Origin of the sequence: Variovorax sp. J2P1-31 (genome assembly GCF_030317215.1) — a bacterium.
In the GTDB taxonomy this organism is placed as follows: Bacteria; Pseudomonadota; Gammaproteobacteria; order Burkholderiales; family Burkholderiaceae_C; genus Variovorax.
In genome coordinates this window covers 1,510,147-1,525,871 of the sequence record NZ_JASZYA010000002.1, presented here as the reverse complement: position 1 = coordinate 1,525,871, position 15,725 = coordinate 1,510,147, and the positions used below count along the sequence as shown (strand labels likewise).

At 70.6% G+C, this 15,725-nt stretch carries 15 protein-coding genes; 7 read left to right on the top strand and 8 right to left on the bottom strand.

What is annotated here, in order from left to right; translation table 11 throughout:
- Positions 1-2 precede the first annotated feature (2 nt).
- On the bottom strand, positions 3-803 hold the full coding sequence (locus QTI20_RS18255; RefSeq protein ID WP_286552882.1) for an aspartate dehydrogenase: 801 nt from the start codon (positions 801-803) through the stop codon (positions 3-5).
- Positions 804-916: 113 nt separating this feature from the next.
- Positions 917-1,630 (bottom strand): GntR family transcriptional regulator, encoded by a 714-nt coding sequence (locus QTI20_RS18250; RefSeq protein WP_286552880.1) that lies wholly within the window; start codon positions 1,628-1,630, stop codon positions 917-919.
- A 52-nt stretch (positions 1,631-1,682) separates the two neighbouring features.
- On the opposite strand from QTI20_RS18250, the gene QTI20_RS18245 reads away from it, so the two are divergent.
- The 5 genes from QTI20_RS18245 (at position 1,683) to QTI20_RS18225 (ending at position 7,184) form a co-directional block, all read left to right on the top strand.
- Entirely contained in the window at positions 1,683-2,540 is an 858-nt protein-coding gene (locus QTI20_RS18245; RefSeq protein WP_286552878.1) for a fumarylacetoacetate hydrolase family protein, read from the top strand.
- Position 2,541: 1 nt separating this feature from the next.
- The gene (locus QTI20_RS18240; RefSeq protein ID WP_286552876.1) at positions 2,542-3,390 is read left to right on the top strand and encodes a polysaccharide deacetylase family protein; all 849 of its coding nucleotides are present in this window, start codon (positions 2,542-2,544) and stop codon (positions 3,388-3,390) included.
- A gap of 66 nt (positions 3,391-3,456) precedes the next feature.
- A complete protein-coding gene (locus QTI20_RS18235; RefSeq protein WP_286552875.1) occupies positions 3,457-4,428 on the top strand; it encodes a tripartite tricarboxylate transporter substrate binding protein in 972 nt (323 codons plus the stop codon).
- A gap of 43 nt (positions 4,429-4,471) precedes the next feature.
- Positions 4,472-5,455: a Bug family tripartite tricarboxylate transporter substrate binding protein gene (locus tag QTI20_RS18230; protein WP_286552874.1), complete on the top strand. Its 984-nt coding sequence runs from the start codon at positions 4,472-4,474 to the stop codon at positions 5,453-5,455.
- Positions 5,456-5,477: 22 nt separating this feature from the next.
- On the top strand, positions 5,478-7,184 hold the full coding sequence (locus QTI20_RS18225; RefSeq protein ID WP_286552873.1) for a CocE/NonD family hydrolase: 1,707 nt from the start codon (positions 5,478-5,480) through the stop codon (positions 7,182-7,184).
- Positions 7,185-7,301: 117 nt separating this feature from the next.
- Here the strand turns inward: QTI20_RS18225 and QTI20_RS18220 are convergent, their stop codons facing one another.
- From QTI20_RS18220 to QTI20_RS18210, 3 genes are read right to left on the bottom strand one after another with little or no spacing between them, the layout of a single operon-like run.
- Positions 7,302-10,031, bottom strand: coding sequence for an Hsp70 family protein (locus tag QTI20_RS18220; protein ID WP_286552872.1), 2,730 nt, complete (start codon positions 10,029-10,031; stop codon positions 7,302-7,304).
- Positions 10,031-11,845: an Hsp70 family protein gene (locus QTI20_RS18215; RefSeq protein WP_286552871.1), complete on the bottom strand. Its 1,815-nt coding sequence runs from the start codon at positions 11,843-11,845 to the stop codon at positions 10,031-10,033. The genes QTI20_RS18220 and QTI20_RS18215 overlap by 1 nt, the downstream gene beginning before the upstream one ends.
- A gap of 58 nt (positions 11,846-11,903) precedes the next feature.
- Entirely contained in the window at positions 11,904-12,482 is a 579-nt protein-coding gene (locus QTI20_RS18210; protein WP_286552870.1) for a DUF2760 domain-containing protein, read from the bottom strand.
- 313 nt (positions 12,483-12,795) lie between these two features.
- On the opposite strand from QTI20_RS18210, the gene QTI20_RS18205 reads away from it, so the two are divergent.
- Positions 12,796-12,963, top strand: a complete 168-nt coding sequence (locus tag QTI20_RS18205) for a hypothetical protein (RefSeq protein WP_286552869.1) — start codon at positions 12,796-12,798, stop codon at positions 12,961-12,963.
- Between the two features lie 105 nt (positions 12,964-13,068).
- On the opposite strand, the gene QTI20_RS18200 is transcribed toward QTI20_RS18205, so the two are convergent.
- From QTI20_RS18200 to QTI20_RS18190, 3 genes are read right to left on the bottom strand one after another with little or no spacing between them, the layout of a single operon-like run.
- Complete coding sequence (locus QTI20_RS18200) at positions 13,069-13,473, bottom strand: hypothetical protein (protein ID WP_286552868.1); 405 nt, start codon at positions 13,471-13,473, stop codon at positions 13,069-13,071.
- A 1-nt stretch (position 13,474) separates the two neighbouring features.
- Positions 13,475-13,873 carry a GlcG/HbpS family heme-binding protein gene (locus QTI20_RS18195; protein ID WP_286552867.1) on the bottom strand — a complete coding sequence of 133 codons (399 nt, stop codon included), beginning with the start codon at positions 13,871-13,873 and terminating at the stop codon, positions 13,475-13,477.
- A complete protein-coding gene (locus tag QTI20_RS18190; RefSeq protein WP_286552865.1) occupies positions 13,866-14,642 on the bottom strand; it encodes an SDR family oxidoreductase in 777 nt (258 codons plus the stop codon). Before QTI20_RS18190 ends, QTI20_RS18195 begins: the two co-directional genes overlap by 8 nt.
- An 81-nt stretch (positions 14,643-14,723) precedes the next feature.
- Here QTI20_RS18190 and QTI20_RS18185 point away from each other — a divergent pair, with 81 nt between their 5' ends.
- A complete protein-coding gene (locus QTI20_RS18185) occupies positions 14,724-15,638 on the top strand; it encodes a LysR family transcriptional regulator (RefSeq protein ID WP_503011426.1) in 915 nt (304 codons plus the stop codon).
- Positions 15,639-15,725: the final 87 nt, after the last annotated feature.

Below are 15,725 nucleotides of genomic sequence, written 5' to 3'. Positions count from 1 at the left end.
CCTCAGACGGTGATCGCCGCCACGCGGTTCTGGAGGAAACGGACCACCGACAACACCGTCAGGGCCGAGGTCTTCGGGTTGTCGGCCAGTGGCTTGCCGTTGACCACGATGCGCATCTCGCCGAAGGCGCCGCTGACCTCGATCTCGTGCGTGTTGGCGACGGCCTCGGGGTCGGCCACCAACTGCACGCGCGTGGCGTCGAGGCCCAGCCCGGCAAGGGCCACGATGGCCGCCACGTTGGCGTTCTTGGGGTAGAGGCGCGCGGCCTCGCGGGCGCTGCTGTCGAGGAACACCGTCGCGGCGCGCAGCGCGCCGAGGTCCAGCAACTGCTCCGCATGCGAGCCGCGCCACGCCGCGGGCGGTTTGCGGCCGGTGTAGAGCACCTTGTCCAGCCCGGCACCGCGGGCGGCGGCGATGGCGTCCAGGCCGCCGACGGCACCGGCCAGCAGATGCAGTTGCGTGCCGCCGCGCAGGGCCGCATCGGCCAGCCGGGCGGCCAGGCCCGAATCCGCCAGCGCGCCGGAGGAGACCACCGCGCATTCGATGCCGGCGGCCAGGGCAGGCAGCACATGCGCGGCCAGCGCGCCGTGGCCCGCGCATTCGACCAGCAGCCGCGTGTCCTGCGGCACCTGATGGCAGACCTGCGCGGCGGTGCCGACCGACGCCTGTGTGGCTTCGACACGGTCTTCGCGCACGACGACGTGGGTGATGCGAGGGCCGCTGCCCTCCTGCATTCGCTGGAACACGGCCCGGCCGACGGCACCGAAGCCGACCAGCGTGATGGCCTGGGGAGTGCGGAGCATGTGGATCGTGTGTCGCTGAAGCGTGGGGCGGAAGGAGGAGGGCGGTCAGTATGGCGCAGGACGTCCATGGCCCTGGCGCCGGGCCGGCGGGGGCGTTGAAGCGTGGCCAGGCTTCATGCAAGTCCCTGCTCGAAGATGCTGGCGGTGCGCCGGTAGTGCGCGGCCAGCAAGGCCTGGGCTTCGTCGGCGCGACCGTCGAGGAGGGCCTGGAAGATGGCCTGGTGCTCGTCCAGTTCGTTGCGCCGCTTGTAGGCCGTGCGTGCGGCGAGCTGCCGAAAGCGATAGGCGCGGTCGTAGAGCTGGTCGCAGAAATTGAGCAACAGCGCCGAGTCGCAGCCGGCCAGCAGCGCGCGGTGGAAGTCGCGGTGCTGCCGTTCCCATTCGGGGTTTTCCTCGTACGAATCGGGGGTCACCGACCGCGGCGTCCGCCACAGGCGATGGAAGGCAACGACCAGCTGCTCCTCCCAGGCGGGCGTGCGGCGCGCGCAGGCCTGGGCGATGGCCAGCGACTCGATGCCGATGCGCGTGTTCACCAGATCCTCCAGTTCGGCCTGCGTGGCCTGCGCCACCATGAAGCCGCGCTGGTCGTTGTGGACCACCCATTGCTCGCTCGCCAGGCGGTTCAGTGCCTCGCGCAGGGGGCTGGCGCCGACCTGGTAGCGGTCGCGCAACTCGTGCATGAGCAGCTTTCGGCCAGGACGCCAGTGGCCAGCGAGCACGTCCGCTCTCAGCCGCTCGTAGGTCACCCGCGCCAAGGTCGGCGCGGCCGCCGACCCCGGCTCGCCTACCGGGGTAATCCCTGCCTCCAATTTTGTCGACAAATTCATATGTGAGACTTTAATATCGCCAAAACAGTCCATCGAAAGGTTTGTCGAAATTATGACCAGATATGCACGCGTCACGCCAGCGGGCGCACCGACGCAATGGGCGGTCCAGCACCAAGGCGAGTTGCTGGGCCTGGGCGAGCAGGTGGCCGCCGGGCCGCACGACACCGACTGGCTGGCGCTGGCGGCCGAGGGCCTCACGGCCGCGATGCTGGCGCGCGCCCGCCCGCTCGACGCCGACACCGTGCGCTGGGAAACGCCCGTGGCGCGCCCCGGCAAGGTGATCTGCCTGGGCCTGAACTACGCGGCCCACGCTGCCGAAGGCGGCAACGCGGCGCCCGAGTACCCGAGCTTCTTCATGCGCGGCGCTACCTCGCTGATCGCCCATGGCGCGCCCCTGGTTCGCCCGCGCGAGTCCGACAAGCTGGACTTCGAGGCGGAACTGGGTGTGGTCATCGGCCGCCGGGCCCGGCATCTCACGGCGGCCAACGCGCTGGAGGCGGTCGCGGGCTATGCCTGCTTCAACGACGGCACGCTGCGCGACTACCAGCGGCGCACCGCCCAATGGACCATCGGCAAGAACTTCGACGGCACCGGCGCCTTCGGGCCCTGGCTGGTGCCGGCGTCCGCGCTGCCACCGGGCGCGAGCGGATTGAAGATCGCGTCGCGCCTGAACGGCGAGGTGATGCAGAGCGACAACACGGCGCACATGATCGTCACGGTGGCGCAGGCGCTGGTGCTGCTGTCCGAGGTGCTGACGCTCGAGCCGGGCGACGTGATCGCGATGGGCACGCCCTCGGGCGTGGGCTACGCGCGCAAGCCGCCCGTGTGGATGCAGCCGGGCGACCGCATCGAGATCGAGATCGAGGGTGTCGGGCTGCTGTCCAACCCCGTGGTGGCGGAGGAGGCCTGAGATGCAACCCGTGATCACGCGCCTGCCCGACGACTTCCGCTGGCCCGGCGGCCACCGGCTGGCCGTCGTCTTCAACATCGCCTACGAAGCCTGGTCCGACGGCCAGGCGCCGGGCATCGGCCCCATGGGCAACGTGCTCAAGCCGGGCTTCTTCGACACCAACGCCCATTCCTGGGCTTCCTTCGGCCTGGTGCGCGGCATCCACCGGCTGCTGGGCATCGCCGAGAAGCACGGCATCCGCACCAGCGTGATGGTCAACGGCGTGATCTGCGAACGCGACCCCGAGACCGTGCGGCGGATCGCGGCGCTGGGCCACGAGATCGTCAACCACTCCTGGGGCATGGACGTGATCCCGGTCTACTTCGACGAGGCCGCGGAGCAGGCCAACATCGCGCGCAACCACGATCTGCTGACGGCCACCGCGGGCGTCGCGCCCAAGGGCTGGATCAGCCCGCGCGGCACCGGCAGCCCGATCAGCTCGCGGCTGCTGGCCGAGGCCGGCTACCTGCACCACGGCGACGTCAACGACGACGACCGCCCCTACGTGATGGACTTCGGCGGCCGCCGCATCGTCGGCATCCCGCTCACGATGGACGTGAACGACCTGCCCACCTGCATCCGCTACGGCCAGGGGCCGCGGCACATGCTCGACACCTTCGACGACACCCTCGCCGCGCTGCGCGCCGAGGCCGCGCCGCTGATGCTGGACGTGACCGCGCATACCCACGTGATGGGGCGGCCCTCGGGCGCCTGGGTCTACGACGAGATCATGGCGCGGGTGAAGCAGGCCGGCGACGTCTGGATCTGCACGCGCGAGGAGATGGCGCGCCACGTGCTCGCCTCGATCTGACAGAAGCCCCGGCAGGGCCGCCGCAGAGCGGCCCGCCGTGATCCACAACCTGGAGACAAGACGAACATGCGACGCCGATTCCTTTCATGCGCGATGGCGGCGGCGGCCCTCGCGGCCGCACCGTCGATCAGCCTGGCGCAGGCCGCATGGCCGGCGCGTCCGGTGCGCTTCGTCGTGGCCTTCGCGCCCGCCGGGCCGGCGGACATCATCGGCCGGCTGGTGGCCCAGCGGCTCACCGGCGCGCTGGGCCAGAGCGTGATCGTGGAGAACCGCGCGGGCGCCGGCGGCAGCGTGGCGTCGGCGGTCGTGGCCCGCGCCGAGCCCGACGGCTACACGCTGCTGGTGAACACCAGTTCCTACGCGGTCAATCCTTCGATGCAGCGCAACCTGGGCTTCGATGCCACCAAGGACCTGACGCTGGCGGCGCTGGTCGCCTCGAGCCCCAACCTGATCGTGATCGCGCCCTCGGTGAAGGCCGGCACGCTCAAGGGCGTCATGGCCGATGCGCAGGGCGGCGCCTACAACTACGCCACGGCCGGCGCCGGCACGACGCCGCACCTGACGGCCGAGTACCTGTTCAAGGTGCTGGGCAAGGTGCCGGTGACGCACGTGCCCTTCCAGGGCGCGGGCCCGGCGCTCAACGCGGTCATGGGCTCGCAGACGCAGATGGCCAGCGTGGCGCTGCCAGCGGCGGTGGAACTGGTGAAGTCCGGGCGCGTGCGCGGCCTGGTCGTGACCGGGAGCAAGCGCTCTTCGGCCCTGCCCGCGGTGCCGACTGTGGCGGAGTCGGGCTTCCCGGGCTTCGAGGACGTGACCTGGGTCGGCATCTTCGCGCCGTCCCACACGCCGCGCGCCGTGCTCGAACGCGTCAACGCGGAGGTCGCGCGCCTGCAGCAGGACCCGGACTTCCTCGCCAAGCTCTCGGCGGCGGGCTTCGACCCCCTGGGCGGCAGCGTCGAGCAGTCGAAGGCCTACCTGCAGAAGGAGCTCGAGAAATGGGCGCAGGTGGTGAAAGAGACCGGCGCGCGGCCCAACTGAGCGGATTTTCCGAACCCGTTTTCCAGGCCAAGGAGTCACGGACATGATCACACGCAGGAACCTCATGGCAACCGCCGGCGCGCTGGGCGCCACGCATCTGTTGCCCGCCATCGGCCAGCCGGCCGACTTCCCCAGCCGACCCGTCAAGCTGCTGGTGCCCTTCTCCGCCGGCGGCAGCCCGGACCTGCTGGCGCGGGTGATCGGCATGCAGGCCGGCAAGCAGATGGGCCAGGGCCTGGTGGTGGACAACCGGCTCGGTGCCAACGGCATCGTGGCCGCGGAAGCCGTGGCCCGCGCCGCGCCCGACGGCTACACGCTGCTGGTGACCACCGGCTCGCAGGCGATCAACCCCAGCATCTACAAGACGCTGCCCTACGACACGGTGGCGGACTTCGCGCCCGTCGGCCTGTTCACGATCGCGCCGGCGCTCACGCTGGTCGTGCATCCGGAGTCGCCGGTCAAGACCTTCGCGGCTTTCCTGGAGCTTGCGCGCAAGCCCGATGGCGACGTGTCCTTCGGATCGCCGGGCACCGGCAACACGCTGCACCTGGCCGGCGAGCTGCTCAATGCCCTGGCCGGCACGCGCATGCTGCATGTGCCCTACAAGGGCGCGGCGCCGGCGCTCAATGCGGTCATGGCCAGGGAGGTCACGGCCTGCTTCCTGAGCACCACGGCCGCGGTGCTCGCGATCAAGGGCGGCCAGGTGCGGCCGCTGGCCGTCACCAGCGCCAGGCGCATCGCGGCCTTTCCGGAGGTCCCGACCATGGCCGAGAGCGGCGTGCCGGGCATGGACTACAACGGCGGCTGGGTGGGCGTGTTCGCGCCGGCCAAGACCCCGCTGTCCGTGGTGCAGAAACTCTCGACCGAGTTCAACCGCGCCATGCAGGTGCCGGAGGTGAGGGTCAAGATGGTGGCCTGGGACAGCCCGCCGGCCAGTTCCACGCCGGACGAGTTCGGCCGCTTCTTCCGCCAGGAGATGGAGAAGTACGCACGCATCGTCAAGCTGGCGAACATCCCCAAGCAATGAAACCCACACGAGGCATTCCGGCATGAGCACGATCGACACCCGCACGACGGTGGAACAGGGCCTGGTGTTCGAGCGCGACGTCGCGCTCGCCATGGCCGACGGCACGCTGCTGCGCGCCAACGTCTTCCGGCCCGAGGCGCCGGGCCGCTACCCGGTCGTCATGGCCATGGGCGCCTACGGCAAGGACGTGCACTTCGAGGACGCCTTCCATCCGCAGTGGCAGGTGCTCAAGCGCATCTACCCCGGGCTGGACAGCGAAGGCTCCACCGGCCGCTACCTGCGCTGGGAAGTGGTCGACCCCGAGCGCTGGGTGCCCGATGGCTTCGTCGTCATCCAGGTCGACGCGCGCGGCACCGGCCGCTCCGAGGGCTACCTCGATCCCTTCTCGCCGGTGGAGACGCGCGATTTTTACGAATGGATCGAGTGGGCCGGTACCCAGCCCTGGAGCAACGGGAAGGTCGGCCTGATCGGCGTCTCGTACCTGGCCATCAAGCAATGGCAGGTCGCGGCGCTGCGCCCGCCGCACCTCGCGGCCATCGTGCCGTGGGAAGGCTCGAGCGAGTTCTACCGCGACGGCGGCCACCACGGCGGCATCCTGAGCAACAGCTTCACCTTCGAATGGTGGCCGCGCCAGGTGCTGTCGAACCAGTACGGCAGCGGCGAGAGCACGCACCGCGACCGCCTGACCGGCGAGCGCACCACGGGCCCCGCCTTCTCGGCCGCCATGCTGGAAGGCAGCCGGGCCGACCACCCGAACGACCGCCTGACGCATGCGCTCGACGACGCCTGGAACCGCGCCCGCGCCGCGAACCTGGCGGCGATCGAGGTGCCGCTGCTGTCGGCCGCCAACTGGGGCGGCGCGGGCATGCACCTGCGCGGCAACTTCGAAGGCTTCCTGCGCGCGGGCTCGGCGCGCAAATGGCTGTTCGCGCACATCGGCACCCACTACGAGAGCTTCTACCTGCCGCGCTACGTGGCGATCCAGAAACGCTTCTTCAACCACTTCCTGCGCGGCGAGGACAACGGCTGGGAGCGCGAAGCGCCGGTGCAGCTGGCCATCCGCCAGGTCGACGGCACGGCCACGCTGCGCCAGGAGAACGAGTGGCCCCTGGCGCGCACGCAGTGGACGCCGCTGTACCTCGACGCCGCGCAGGCCGGCCTCGACAGCGCCGTGCCGGTCGCGCCCGCGCAGCGCGGGTTCGGGGCCCTGCAGGAGAGCCTGAGCTTCACCACCGCGCCCTTCGAGCAGGAGACCGAATTCACCGGGCCGGTCACGCTGCGGCTCTGGATCGGCTCGAGCACGCGCGATGCGGACATCTTCGCGGTGCTGCGCGTGCTCGACCCCGAGGGGAACGAAGTGAACTTCGTCGGCGCGCACGAACGCGTGCCGATGGCGCAGGGCTGGCTGCGCGCCTCGCATCGCAAGACCGATCCGTCGCGCGCCACCGGCTGGCGTCCCTGGCACACGCACGACGAGGTGCAGGCGCTCGAACCCGGCGCGGTCTACGCCCTCGAGGTCGAGATCTGGCCGACCTCGATGGTCTTTCCCAAGGGCTGGCGCCTGTCGCTGACCGTGCAGGGGCACGACTTCATCGTCACGCCGCCGGGCCGCATGCGCCACGACCATCCGGTCGACCGGCCGCCGGAGGCGTTCGGCGGCGTCACCACGATCCACACGGGCGGCGCCCATGCCAGCCACCTCGTGATGCCGCTGATTCCGCGTCGCTGAGCGCAGGGGGGTCGCGCAGCTGAAGGGTCCTTCCGCAAGAGGACGGACCTGTGCCGATGGGGCGAACAAGAGCGCCAGGCGGCGGCCGACGCTGGTGCGCGGCCCCGGCTGTTCCGACTACCCGCGTACCAGCACCAGGCCGGGCGGCAGTGCCTCGCCGAACACGCGGCGTTGGTCGGCTTCGTCCAGCACCGTCACGTCGCGCACCATCGCGGCCCAGCTCGGTGCGGCATGGGCGGCTTGCAGCTGCGCTGCGATCTGCAGACGCAATGCCTCCGGCAGGTCGCGCGCGCGGTCGCCCGTGGCCCGCGCGATCTGGGCCACGGCGAAGGCCGCGCTTTCGTCGCGGGCCCAGTCCGGCGTGATGTCGGCGATCTGCGCGAGCCAGTCCTGCGCGACGGCGGGCGGCAGCACGTGGTGCAGGCTGGCGTACAGCGGTTGGCGCGCACCCAGCCGGCCCAGCGCCCACCAGAGTTCGGCCGCGGCGCCTTGCTGCAGCCGATGCAGCAGCCAGCGGCCGAACTGCATCTTGTCGGCCGGCTGGATGCGTTCGAACGAGGCCGCCATGCGCAGCAGTTCGTCGAGCGCCTGCATGGAGGGGCCTTCGGGTGCGGCGATGTCGGTGCCGCCGGGTGGCTGCAGGTAGTAGGCGATGACCTCGTAGACCCTCTGCTGCTGCTCGGCATCCAGGCCACCCGCGATGCGGCGCCACAGCGTCCACCATTCGGACCACTGCTGGTTGTCGTCGCTGTGGGCGATGCCGGGGCCGAACAGGTCCCACATCTGTTCCATTCGCCAGCCGTCGAGCGGATCGCCGAAGCCCGGCCGCAGCGTGAAGCCGACCAGGTTGAACCAGGTGCGCTCGTGCTGCAAGGAGCGACGGCGGCGCCGGCTGCCCTGCAGCAGCGCGCCGAACAACGTGCGCAGCAGCGCGGCCGGCCAGGTGGTGCGCTCGCCGAGCAGGCGCTCCAGCGTGGCGCGCAACTGGCGGACCTCCTTGGCGTCCACGGCCAGCTTCTTGTCGCCATAGACGCGGGCGATGGCGGCGAGCGCCTCGGGCAGGCGCGGATGCGCGGCGGCGGGTGTCGCTGCCTCCGGCGTGGCCGCGTCGCCGCGCAGCTGGAATTCGAGCTTCCAGCGCTGGCGCGGCCGGCCGGCCTCCGGCTGGGCCGCGACGCAGTGCATCTCCAGCGTGCCGACCTCGGTGATCTGGGCATCGAGCAGCACCTGCACCTCGCCGGCCGCGCCAGCCTGGGGCTGCAGCACGGTGGCGATGGGCGGCAGGCGCTGCAGCGCGTCCTGCAACACCACCAGGTCGCCGGCGCGGTGTTGCAGGTCGACGGCACTTGTGGCGAGGTTGAATCGCACCGGCCGGCCCAGGCGCAGGTTGAAGCGCCGGGCTTCGAGCCGCACCGGCTCGCCTTCGGGCGTGCCGTGCGGCAGCACGCAGACGCCCTGGCCGTCCTCGAGCGCGAGATAGTAGGCCCGCGCGGCGCCGCCACGGATGCGCGGCGCGCTGCCGGCGCGGGCCATGGCGTAGGCGACCGCACCGCGCGCAACGGCGGCGTCGAGCCGAGGCGCATCCAGCAGGCGGATCGGCGGCGCGCTCGGCGGCTGCCAGCTGCGCAGCGTGGCCAGCAGGCGCTCGCGCAGCACCTGCGCATGGAACACGCCGCCGTTGAGCAGCAGCGTGTCGGGCAGGTCGCCACCTTGACGCTGCAGGAAGGCTGCGATGTGGCGCGTGATGGCGGCATCGCTGGCATAAGGCAGGCCGAACTCGACCAAAGCGCCACGGGCGCGCAGGGGCTGGGCATCCGCAGCGACCTGCGGGAAGAAGCCTTCGACCAGCAGCTGGTCCACATCGGCCCGCGTGAGCGTGGCCGAGCGCGCACCGCCGATGAGCCGGCTGCCGCTGCCCTGCAGCGTGACCGTGGTTTGCGCCGGTCCGTTCGGGGCCAGCAGGCGCTCCTTGGCGCTGCGGCAGCGCTGGGTGAGTTGGGCCAGCTGGACGGCGCTGAGGCGTTGTCCTGGCGTGCCGCCCGACAGCCGTGGCTCGATCCAGCGCGCGAGCGCGAGGTCCATGTTGTCACCGCCCAGCACCAGATGGTCGCCCACGCCCGTGCGCGCGAGCTGCGGCCGGCCCGCCGCGTCCAGCGTGACCTCGATCAGCGTGAGGTCGGTGGTGCCGCCGCCCACGTCGACCACCAGCAGGCGTCGCGTGCCGGCCAGTTGCCGGGCCAGATCGGCACGGTGGGCGAACACCCAGTCGTAGAACGCGGCCTGCGGCTCCTCGATCAGATGGATGGTGCCCAGGCCGGCCAGCGCGGCGGCCTGCAAGGTCAGCGCGCGCGCGCCGTCGTCGAACGAGGCCGGGACCGTGAGCACGGTGGGTTGCTGCGCGAGCGGCGCTTCGGGGTGTGCCTGGTCCCAGGCCAGGCGCAGGTGTCGCAGGTAGCTGGCGCTGGCCTCCAGCGGCGAGACCTTGGCCACCTCGTCCGGCGCGCCCCAGGGCAGGATGGCGGCGGTGCGGTCGACCGAGGGATGGGACAGCCAGCTCTTGGCGCTGGCCACCAGCCGGCCTGGCGTCTGCTGGCCCAGTTCGCGCGCGAAGGCGCCCAGAATGGCCGGCTCGTCCGAGGGCCAGGGCAAGGGAAGGTCGGCCGCGGCCAGCGCGCCCTCGGCCGCATGGAAACGCAAGGAAGGCAGCAGGGGCCGCGGTGCGACCTCGCCGGTCGCGATGCTCTGCGGGACCGCGAAGACCTGGATGTCCTCCTCGCCGACCGGCGCGAACGCCAGCACGCTATGGGTCGTGCCCAGGTCGATGCCGATGCGGAAGGCGGCGGCCATCACGCGTCGCGGACGTCGAATTCCACCTTCCAGTGCACGCCGCCGGCCGCTTCGGCCAGCAACTCCAGCGTGCCGATGTCGGTGACGCGCGCGCGCAGCTGCACGGGCACGACCTCGCCCGCCGCGCGGCCTTCAGCCGGCAGCGTGGCCTCGATCTGGGCGAGTTCTTGCAGTTCCTCGGGCGACCAGAAGTCCAGCAGCGTGCCGGGCCGGTCTTCGCGCCGCACCGACGAACCGAAGAAGCGGAAGCGCACCGATTCGCCGACCACCAGGCCCAGCTGCTGCGGCGGCAGCGGCGCCTCGGAGCCTTCCTCCATGCCGAAGGGCGCGACGCACAGCGCCTGCACGGGGGGCTCCAGTCCCGGCACGGCCGGCATGCTCGACTCGATGCCCACGTAGTAGGCCTGGGCCGTGCCACCGCGGATGCGGATGCCCTGGCCCTGGCGCACCTGGCCGTAGTAGGCCGCGCCGCGCGCCACGGCATGGTCCATGTCGGCGCCCTGCAGCAGCCGTGCGGCGGGCGCGCCGTCGGCGGCCAACCAGGCGTTCAACGTGGACAGCACACGTTCGACCAGCAGTTCCGACTTGAACACGCCGCCGTTGAACAGCACCGCCGTGGGATGCAGGAAGCTCGCGCCATCGCGCGGCGTGAAGCCCGCGAGTTGCGCCGTGGCGCCGAGCTGTCGACCCAGCAGCGCGGCCAGGTGACGCGTGACGGCGGCGTCCTGCGCATAGGGCAGGCCGATCTGGGTCAGGCCGGCGCGCGGGCGGCTGACGGGCCGGGCGCTGCTTTCCACGGCCGGGAAGAAGCCGTCGAGCAGAAGGGCGGTCAGCAGTTCGCGCTTCAACTCCGTCCTGATCGAGCCGCCTATGAGCTTGGAGCCCCGGCTGGGAACGACCAGCGGCACGCTCTGCAGATCGGCGTCGCCGAGCAGCTGCTCCTTGGCGAGGCGGCAGGCGTAGGTCAGCGCGCGCATCTGCCAGGGATCCAGCTGCTTGCCTTCGGCGGCCAGTCCGCGTGCCACGCCGTGGGCCAGCGCCAGGTCCATGTTGTCGCCGCCCAGCAGGATGTGCTCGCCCACCGCCACACGGTTGAGCTGCAGGTTGCCGGCGTCCTCGGTCACGGCCATCAGCGAGAAGTCGCTGGTGCCGCCGCCCACGTCGATGACCAGGATCACATCGCCGACCTGCACCTGCTTGCGCCAGTCGCCGGCGCTGCCCGCAATCCAGCTGTAGAGCGCGGCCTGGGGTTCCTCCAGCAGCGTGATGTCCCGGTAGCCGGCGGCCTGGGCGGCCTCGGCGGTGAGTTCTCGCGCGGCCGGGTCGAACGACGCGGGAATGGTGACCGTGATGGCCTGCTGGTCGAACGGCGCCTCGGGATGGCGGTGATTCCAGGCGTCGCGCAGGTGTTGGAGGTAGTGCGTGCTGGCGGCCAGCGGCGAGATGCGTTCGACCTCGGCCGGTGCATCGGCCGGCAGGATGCCGGCACGCCGGTCCACGCCGGCATGGCCGAGCCAGCTCTTGGCGCTGGAGACCAGGCGGATCGGCGTCAGCGCGCCGTGGCTGCGCGCCCATTCACCGGTGATGCGGTCGGGCGCGGCGTTCCAGGGCAGGGCCAGGTCGCCGGCAGCGAACTCGCTGGCATGCGGCAGGTAGAGGAAGGATGGCAGCAGGGCGAAGTCCTGCACGGCGCCGGGCCCGCTCTGCTGGGCGACGGGAAGAATCTCGGGCGCTGCGCCCTCGGTCTGCAGGTCGACCCACGACAGCGCGCTGTGCGTGGTGCCCAGGTCGATGCCGATGGCGTAGCGGCTCATGCGACAACCCTCGCGCGACGCGCTGCGTTGCGAGCACCGGCTGGCGGTCGGGCGGCGCTCACAGCTCGACCTCCGCGGGTGCGATCACGCGCGCGTCATGTCCTTCGGTCAGCGCCGGCAGTCGCACGGCCGTGGCGCGCCAGCCCTTGTGCTGCAGCGTGCCCGTGAACGGCGGCTGGCCGACCACGTTGCCGGTCACGCGCACGGCGGCGGCGTCGAAGCCCGCCGGCAGCGTCAGTCGGCTGCCTTCGGCTTCGCCACGAATGGCCTCGAGGTCGAAGGTGTCCTTGAGCACCTTGCGCGCGCCGCCATGCAGCAGACGCGCGGCGCCGCCCACATCGGCATCGGTGTAGGCCGCGATGTCTTCCTGCAGGAAGTCGACGAAGCGCGACTCGCGTTGCAGCAGCGCCAGCAGTTGCAGGGCAGCGTCGACGTTGGCGGTCGCGCGCACGGGCGCGGGCGCCGGCGGTGGCGGCGTCTGCACAGGTGCGGGCGGGGGCACCTCGCTGGCCAGCGGCGCACCGTTGCGCAGCGTTTGCACGCGCGCGGCCAGGCGGCCGTCGCCCAGCAGCGCGAAGAAGCTGCCGACGGCGATCGACAGGCGGGAGAAGAAGGGGAGGGATTGTGGTTCGGTCATGGGAAAAGAGGCCCCAGCGGGGGGGCGCAACAGTCGGTGGGCCGGTCAAATGCCGGGCCGCGCTGTCGCTATTGTCTTCAATACGGAAGAGCAACTGCAAAACACGAGGATTCCACGCGCCGCTAGCCTCTTTTGCCGCGTGACGCGCCGGTCACCGCGAGCGTGCGTGCTGACGGCAAGCGGCGTCAAGCCGCCTTCGATCTCGGCGACTGGCGCCGCATCCCCGGTGCATTGCTGATGGCGGGGGTTCGGTTTCTACCAGCTCGAGGCCTGGACCTTCGGGACCTCTGCCTTCATCGTCAGCGATGCGATCGTGCTGTTCCTGCTGTGCGCCTTGTTCGTCCCCGACAGCATGCAGGACTGCGCGCGCTACGAGAGGTGTTTCCATGCCCGCCGCGCGTGGTTCTTCGGTCTGCTGGATGTCGTGGACACGCTGATCAAGGGCGATGCGCACTTCGCCCGCTTCAATACGCTGGACTGATGTCGCCACTCGGCAGGGCTGTTCACAGCGACTGCAGCCACGCCAGTGCGGCCTGGCAGTGAGCCAGCACGACCCCATGGGGGCGCCGCCGTCCTCGTCGGCCCCTCAATGGCCGACCCGTGGTCGCACGCTGTCATCGGTGAAACAGCTCCCGGTCGGCGCATAGCGGATGACCTTGCCACCCTCGACATAGAAGAGGTTGTTGCACACGATGCGGTTCTCGGAGCAGGTGGTGAATGCCGTGTGGTCGAGGTAGCGGTGATCGCCGTGGTGGGCATCGACGCGCGTGAAGCACTGCTGTGCTTCCTGGCTGTTGACGTAGTTGCGGATCTCGACACCGCTGTCGGTCAGCGTGCGGTACATCGGGATCGTGAGGAAGAGCGGATGGGTGTCCAGGGCTTCCACGGGTGCGCCGACCCAGGCATCCAGGTCGGGCTGCCGCACGGTGGCGCAGCCGGCGAGGGCGGCGACGAGCGCCGCGGCGCAGAGGAGAGAGGGAGGCGTCGACATCTCAGGCCGTGGCCGCGCGCGCGAGCGCGGCGTCCTGTTCGGGCGTCCCGCCGGAGACGCCGAGCGCGCCGATCAGCACGCCGTCGTCGCCGAACAGCGGCAGGCCGCCGCCCATGAGCAGCAGCCCGCCCGCGTGGACATGGTCGAAATGCGCAAGGGGCTGCCCCACCTGCAGCGGGGCGTTCAACGCCTCGCTCGGCATCTGGAACATCACGGAGGTGCGGGCCTTGGCGATGGCCAGTTCGTTCGACGCCAGCCACGCGCCGTCCATGCGCGAGAACGTGACCAGGTGCGCGCCGGCATCGAGGAGCGCGAAGACCGCGTTCAGGCCGGCGTCCTGCGCGGCGGCGCGACCCTGCACCACGATCCGGTGCGCGTGTTCGAGTGTCAGGTCAGGCATTCTGGGTCCATTCGGTCTGCTGCCATTGCTTTGCGGCATCGATGGTGGCGAGCGGGCGCATGGTGCGGTAGAGGTGCTCGTCGGCGGGGATGATGTCCACCATCGCGTCGACCATCTCCTGCGGATCGGCCTGGCCGACCAGGCTGCCGCTGAAGTCGGGCATCGGCACCACGGCGGTGTCGGCGTCGTACCACTGGACGTAGCTTTCGGCGCCGGTGTCGTTGAAGCCCGTGCCGAAGACGCCGGGATTGACGGTCGCGACCTTGACGCCATAAGGCGCGAGCTCGGCCTTCATCGATCCGGCGATGGCCTCGATCGCATGCTTGGTCGCGCAGTAGGCGCCGAGGAAGGGGACCACCAGGATGCCGCCCATCGACGAAGTCCACACGATCTTCCCCGCCTTGCGGGCGACCATCTTCGGCACGATCGCCTGGACCAGTTCCAGATGCCCGAACACATTGATGTCGAAGGACTCGCGCACCCGCTGCATGGGGATGTCGACCACGGAGCCGCCTTCCATCACGCCGGCATTGAGCACCAGCACGTCGGGGTCGAACGACCCGGCGCGCGCAAGGTCGATCTTGTCGAGCAGGTTGAGCTTGATCACCTCGAGCTTGACGCCCGCTTCGGCGGCATCGGCGCGCAGGCTGCGAACCTGCGGCCAGGTTTCGGCGGTCGCCACGACCTGGTGGCCCAGGCGTGCAAGTTGCAGTGCGGCACCACGGCCGAAACCGGAGCTGGCGCCGGTGATCAGGATCTTCTGTGACATGGGTACTCCTCGGGGTTGTTGCTCAAGCCAGTCTATGAAGCGCCTACCATCAGGACAATCCAGTCAATGCTTCATGCCCAGATGAAAGATGCTCACCAATTGAAAAGCGGCGATCTGTTCGCGCTGGGCGTGTTCCTCTCGGTCGCTGCGCATCGCAGCTTTCGTGCGGCAGCCACCGAGCTCGACGTGACCCCGTCGGCGGTCAGCCATTCGATCAAGATGCTGGAGCAGCGGCTGGCGGTGCGCCTGCTTCATCGCACGACGCGCAGCGTGTCGTTGACCGATGCCGGCGAGCGGTTGGCGCTCAAGCTGCGCCCCGCCATGTCCTCCATCTCCGAGGCGATGCGCGAGGTCGACGAATTTCGCGAGACGCCGAGCGGCACCGTGCGCATCAACGCCAGCGAGGGGGCGATCCGCTGGGTCCTGCGGCCGGTGCTGACGCGCTTCCTGCGCGACCATCCGCTGGTGCATCTGGACATCGTCAGCGACGGCAAGCTCAGCGACATCGTGGCCGACGGATTCGATGCCGGCATTCGGCTCGAAGAGGCCGTGCCGCAGGACATGGTCGCGATCCGCGTGACCGGCCCGGTGCGCTTCGCCGCGGTCGCGTCCCCGGCGTACTTCGAGGCACGCGGCCGGCCTGCCGTGCCGCAGGATCTGCTGGGCCACGACTGCATCCGATTCCGCTTCGACAGCGGCGCGATCTACCGTTGGGAGTTCGAGCGCCATGGCGCGGTCGAATCGATCAACGTCGCGGGCCGGATCACGCTCAGCGATCAGCCGCTCATGGTCGATGCGGCGATCGACGGCCTGGGCATTGCCTTCGTGCCGGAGCACCTGGCCCACGCCGCACTGCAGGAAGGTCGACTCGAGCGTGTGCTGCTGGAATGGTGTCCCTCGTACGGCGGGCTGCGTCTCTACTACCCCGGACACCGCCATGTCTCCAGCGGTCTTCGCGCGCTCATCGCGGCCATCCGCGTCGCGGAAGAGCGCTGAAGGGTGAGCCGCCACCGATGGACAGCCCGTGCCTGAATGCAGGATCACCGACACGCCGCGCCTGACCCGGCTTCTTCCGGCGTCCAG

Excerpts from the sequence above, each read along its gene's own strand:
- QTI20_RS18200 (WP_286552868.1), bottom strand. The coding sequence starts at position 13,473 with ATGTCGACGCCTCCCTCTCTCCTCTGCGCCGCGGCGCTCGTCGCCGCC.
- QTI20_RS18195 (WP_286552867.1), bottom strand. The coding sequence starts at position 13,873 with ATGCCTGACCTGACACTCGAACACGCGCACCGGATCGTGGTGCAGGGT.
- QTI20_RS18255 (WP_286552882.1), bottom strand. The coding sequence starts at position 803 with ATGCTCCGCACTCCCCAGGCCATCACGCTGGTCGGCTTCGGTGCCGTC.
- QTI20_RS18210 (WP_286552870.1), bottom strand. The coding sequence starts at position 12,482 with ATGACCGAACCACAATCCCTCCCCTTCTTCTCCCGCCTGTCGATCGCC.
- QTI20_RS18215 (WP_286552871.1), bottom strand. The coding sequence starts at position 11,845 with ATGAGCCGCTACGCCATCGGCATCGACCTGGGCACCACGCACAGCGCG.
- QTI20_RS18190 (WP_286552865.1), bottom strand. The coding sequence starts at position 14,642 with ATGTCACAGAAGATCCTGATCACCGGCGCCAGCTCCGGTTTCGGCCGT.
- QTI20_RS18245 (WP_286552878.1), top strand. The coding sequence starts at position 1,683 with ATGACCAGATATGCACGCGTCACGCCAGCGGGCGCACCGACGCAATGG.
- QTI20_RS18240 (WP_286552876.1), top strand. The coding sequence starts at position 2,542 with ATGCAACCCGTGATCACGCGCCTGCCCGACGACTTCCGCTGGCCCGGC.
- QTI20_RS18225 (WP_286552873.1), top strand. The coding sequence starts at position 5,478 with ATGAGCACGATCGACACCCGCACGACGGTGGAACAGGGCCTGGTGTTC.
- QTI20_RS18235 (WP_286552875.1), top strand. The coding sequence starts at position 3,457 with ATGCGACGCCGATTCCTTTCATGCGCGATGGCGGCGGCGGCCCTCGCG.
- QTI20_RS18185 (WP_503011426.1), top strand. The coding sequence starts at position 14,724 with ATGAAAGATGCTCACCAATTGAAAAGCGGCGATCTGTTCGCGCTGGGC.
- QTI20_RS18230 (WP_286552874.1), top strand. The coding sequence starts at position 4,472 with ATGATCACACGCAGGAACCTCATGGCAACCGCCGGCGCGCTGGGCGCC.
- QTI20_RS18220 (WP_286552872.1), bottom strand. The coding sequence starts at position 10,031 with ATGGCCGCCGCCTTCCGCATCGGCATCGACCTGGGCACGACCCATAGC.
- QTI20_RS18250 (WP_286552880.1), bottom strand. The coding sequence starts at position 1,630 with ATGAATTTGTCGACAAAATTGGAGGCAGGGATTACCCCGGTAGGCGAG.